Origin of the sequence: uncultured Eubacterium sp. (assembly GCF_945980375.1) — a bacterium.
In the GTDB taxonomy this organism is placed as follows: domain Bacteria; phylum Bacillota; class Clostridia; order Oscillospirales; family Acutalibacteraceae; genus Eubacterium_R.
On record NZ_CAMFQO010000048.1, the window covers coordinates 1 to 4,418 of the forward strand.

Here is a 4,418-nt window from a genome sequence, read left to right on the forward strand (position 1 = left end):
ATTGACAAAAAACAGAACATAAAGTATACTTTAAAAAGAAAGACTATTATATGGATTAAGTAGAACAAAGTTAATGCAATATTTCGTACCGGTCATAATAATTATCCTATTTACAATGATAGTCAAGGGGAATTGCTGTAGGGTGGTATTATGAAAACTTTTTTGTGGATATAATAAAAGATTTATAATTCATCCAGACAATTATCATGTTTTTAAAGGATTTCAAATTCCGTGGTGGCAAGAAGCATTAGATATTATATTAAAATGTTGCATAAAGAATTCAGAATTTAGTTTTACTACTCCTTTTTATTGACAAAAAACAGAACATAAAGTATACTTTAAAAAGAAAGACTATTATATGGAGGTAATAAAATGTGATTAATTGGCAAGAATTTGATAAAGAGCTAATTAATGCTTTTGAGGTCTATCTCCCTGATTATAAGCAAATAGACGAATTAACTATGCAAAATATAATTTGTGATATAATTGAGTCAAAAGAAAAATATGAATTTGCATATTATAAAGAGTATTTTATGTATAATTTTCATGAGGAAAATGAGAACGTTAGATCTACATTTTGCGGAGAAGGATTATACAAAAAATGTGTATATAATTCTTTAAAAGATTTTGATGACAAAGTTGTACTGTTTAAAAACAAGATGAAAACATATGAAGCTCTCAAACCGTTTTATAAAAGAGATATTATTGAGGTAAAAGACTTTTCGGATTATCAAAAATTTGTTGATTTTGCTAATAAAAACAGAACATTTATTGTAAAAGAAACCTTGGGTTCGTTAGGTAGAAATGTAAATAAAATCACTATATCGAAAGAACTTGATGCAAAAACAGTTTTTTTAAATATATTGCGTTATGGTGGCTGCGTTTGTGAGAGTTGGATTGAACAAAGTGATATTTTTAAACAATTCAACGAATCTTCTGTAAATACTGTAAGAATTGTTGGAATATATGATGGTGAAAAAGTACATAGAATGCATTCAATTATCAGAACAGGAAGAACGGGAGCAATTGTTGACAATGCTGCTCAGGGTGGAATTTTTGCAGAAGTAAATGTTGATACCGGAGAAGTAGTGTCAGACGGTTATACTGAAATAAATACGGATCAATTTGAAGTACATCCTGATTCAAAAGTCAAATTTAAGGGATTTCAAATTCCTTATTGGGATGAATTGATAGAATTGATCAATGAAATGCACAAACTGTGTTATCCAATCAGTTTGGCAGGTTGGGATTTAGCACTTACAGATAATGGATGGGTTTTAGTCGAGGGTAATAGTAAACCATTTATGTGCGACATGCAATTACTTCATTATAAAACCTGTGGTGTCGGATTAAAAAAAGAATTTCAATTCTTTTTAGACAAATTTTCTGATAAATAAGGAATGTGTTTGATGTTAAACATTATGAAAGCAAAGACTAATAATTTTTGGATAATCAGAGAAAAACTTTTAAATGAAAGCAACTCATTTAAGAAAAAGTATTATAAAAGAAAGTATAAAAAACTTCTAAAAGAAAACGGTGCTTGGATTCCTTTGAGTGCCGATATAAAAGAAGTGCCACTTATGCCACATGGAATAAAAGGTGTGTTTATTTCTAAAAATGCAACAATAGGTAAAGGCTGTACGATTTTACATCAGGTAACTATTGGCTCAAATGCTTTTGATGATAGCAAACATACAGGTTCTCCGGTGATTGGTGATTATGTTTTTATTGGTGCCGGAGCAAAAATCATCGGTGGAATAAAAATAGGGAATAATGTTAGAATAGGAGCCGGTTGTGTAGTGTGCGAGGATATTCCGGATAATTGCACAGTAGTTTTGCCTAAACCGGTGATAATTGAACATAAAGAATCTCGAAATAATAAATATAAAATATTATAAAAAATGTCTTACTCAAAATTGAGTAAGACATTTTTTTAATCAAGCTGCTTCTTATCCGTTAAGTATTTCAAAATTCTTTTTGTTGCATTTGGTTTAATACTTTTTTAGGTAGTAATATGCTTTTGCTGTGTCGCCGTTGGTGTATTGGATAATTGGATTTGTTTCAACATCGCCGATTTCTTTCATACCGCTTTTTTCCATCAATCGCCTTGAGCCTATGTTAGCCTCGTCGCATCTGGAGTAAACCTTATCTATAGGCTGTGTTTTGCAGTAATCCAGCACGGCAGATATTGCCTCTGTTCCGTATCCGTTGTTCCAACAGCTTGGGCTTATTTTGTAATTCAGATAAAACTGACGTTCCAAATGAGGCATAAGCTCAACATAACCTATCATTTTATTTTTCAGCATTATACCCCAAAAGTAATAGTCTTTTTTTCTGTATTTTACAAATTTACGGCAAATAAAGTCACGTGTGAATTTTTTGGTATACGGAGCCTTTGCCATATTGAATTCTGCCATTTGAGGAAGAGTAAGCCATTGCGCCTGCGCAAGCCTCCATGGCATAATTTTTTTCAGGACTAATCTTTCTGTCCTTATAGTTTTTGTGCCGGTTGCTTTCTTCATAAGCTTATCCGTTCAGAATTGCAAAGTTTTCCTTGTTGGATTTGTAAAGGTTTTTGAACACCTTAAAGTTTCTGTCGTAAACATCCTTGTTTGCTTTGTTTGGATGGTAAACAGTTTTTGCAGGGATGAGCTTCTTTACCTCGGTCATTGAGCTGATCATACCTGTACCTACTGCGATACAAGCTGCCGCACCGACGGCACCGATGTTTTGCGGTGAGTCCACAACCTCAACATCTCTTTGCAAAATATCTGCAAGGATTTGGCAGGTGGCAGCACCCAAAGCACCGCCGCCACAGAAGCGAACGGAATTTGTTTTCTTGTACTTTGCAACCTTTTGCTCCTGCCTTTCGAGCATCCATCTCATATGGAAGCACACACCCTCAACAACAGCTCTGATAAGCTCGGTTTTGCCTGTTTCAAGATGAATGTTAAAGAACATACCTGCGGCATTCGGGTCCTCAAACGGACAACGGTTGCCGTGAAGCCACGGTGTAAATATTACACCGTCAGAGCCCGGATTTGCTCTGTCAATAACCTCTTCAAGATAATCGTAAAGGTTAAAGCTTTGCTCCTCCAAGTCGTCCTTTTTGTGACCGTATTTCTTAAGGAACACACCGATTTCGTCAAGTGCAAGGTGCTCCTTAACCCAGCCCATACATTTGTTGGATGTTTCAAGCTCGGCAAAGTAGTTGTAGTTTTCAGGGTTGGCACCAACGATAGCTGCCATCATAGCACCTGCGTCTACAAGCTGCTCCGGAACAACTGTGCCTACCCAACCCGATGTACCTGAATATATGTGGGTGTCACCGATTTCGGTTGCGCCTGCACCTACACCGATAAGGGATGCGTCACCGCCGCCGCCGTATACTGCGGTGCCCTCTGCAAGACCAAGCTCCTCGGCTGCCTGCTTTGTAACCTCGCCGACCTTTTCCGTGCTTGCCTTGATTGGAGGCATATGCTCAATGTTTACACCTACCATATCGCAGATAGGCTTGCACCAGCCCTCGTGGCCCTTGCGTGTATCATAAAGCAATGTGCCGAACGCAGAGTCATTTGTCATAACAAATTCACCGCTGCAACGCAAAATCATATATTCCTTAACATCAAGCCATTTGTATATTTTCTTAAAGTTTTCGGGCTCGTGTGCCTCAACCCACTTGTATTTCCAAATAGGGTCCTTTACCGATGAAGATACAGCACCGGTGTACTTGAGGTATTTCAAAAGCTTTGTAACCTCTGCACCTGCAATCTGGAAGCCGTGTGCAATACCCTTTTTGATTTCCTCTCTTGCACGCTGATCCATATATGTCATAGGACGGCGAATACACTTTCCGTCCCTGTCAACAAGAACAAGTCCCTGCATTGCGGAGCAAAAGCTGATGCCCTCAATTTGCTCTTTTTTTACCTTTTTGCACTTTTTGAACACTTCCTTTGTGGTAACGCACATTGCATTCCACCACTCGTCAGCATCCTGCTCGCTTCCGCCCTTTACTCCTGTTTCGTCGTCTACATAAAGCTTGTAGCCCTCGGTAGCGGAGCTAAGGATTTTGATTTCGTTGTCGATTTCGATAAGGCAGGTTTTGATGCCTGTTGTACCGATGTCATAGGTGATTACGTACTTGCTCATATTTTCCTCCGTATGTAAAATAGTTTGTTACTGTTTTTCAAACGTAAATGCAGACTCAATAAATTTAAGCAGCTGCTTTACGATTTGGTCCTCCGAAAGCTCTTCAACATTAACCCCTGTGTAAATTTCAAGCCTGTTGCGATAGTAGTCGCAGGTGAATGAAAACTGAAGCGAGGTTAACAAATTGTCAAGGAAGAATGCAAACAGACGAGGGTCCATATCCTGCCTTAAATCTCCGCTTGCCAACGCGTCGGTAATACATTTTATAT

General features: G+C 37.6%; 5 protein-coding genes. 2 read left to right on the forward strand and 3 right to left on the reverse strand.

Annotation, left to right across the window (positions count from 1 at the left end):
* The first annotated feature begins 374 nt into the window (after positions 1–374).
* Both Q0P34_RS08275 and Q0P34_RS08280 read left to right on the forward strand, forming a co-directional pair.
* On the forward strand, positions 375–1,397 hold the full coding sequence (locus Q0P34_RS08275; RefSeq protein ID WP_294951917.1) for a sugar-transfer associated ATP-grasp domain-containing protein: 1,023 nt from the start codon (positions 375–377) through the stop codon (positions 1,395–1,397).
* A gap of 24 nt (positions 1,398–1,421) precedes the next feature.
* Positions 1,422–1,898 (forward strand): serine acetyltransferase, encoded by a 477-nt coding sequence (locus Q0P34_RS08280; RefSeq protein ID WP_294951921.1) that lies wholly within the window; start codon positions 1,422–1,424, stop codon positions 1,896–1,898.
* 93 nt (positions 1,899–1,991) lie between these two features.
* Here Q0P34_RS08280 and Q0P34_RS08285 read toward each other — a convergent pair whose 3' ends face one another.
* From Q0P34_RS08285 to Q0P34_RS08295, 3 genes are all read right to left on the reverse strand, one after another.
* Entirely contained in the window at positions 1,992–2,522 is a 531-nt protein-coding gene (locus Q0P34_RS08285) for a GNAT family N-acetyltransferase (RefSeq protein ID WP_294951924.1), read from the reverse strand.
* A gap of 4 nt (positions 2,523–2,526) precedes the next feature.
* On the reverse strand, positions 2,527–4,149 hold the full coding sequence (locus Q0P34_RS08290) for an FGGY-family carbohydrate kinase (protein ID WP_294951927.1): 1,623 nt from the start codon (positions 4,147–4,149) through the stop codon (positions 2,527–2,529).
* 27 nt (positions 4,150–4,176) lie between these two features.
* On the reverse strand, positions 4,177–4,418 hold a 242-nt coding region (locus Q0P34_RS08295; protein WP_294951930.1), incomplete at its 5' end, for a hypothetical protein.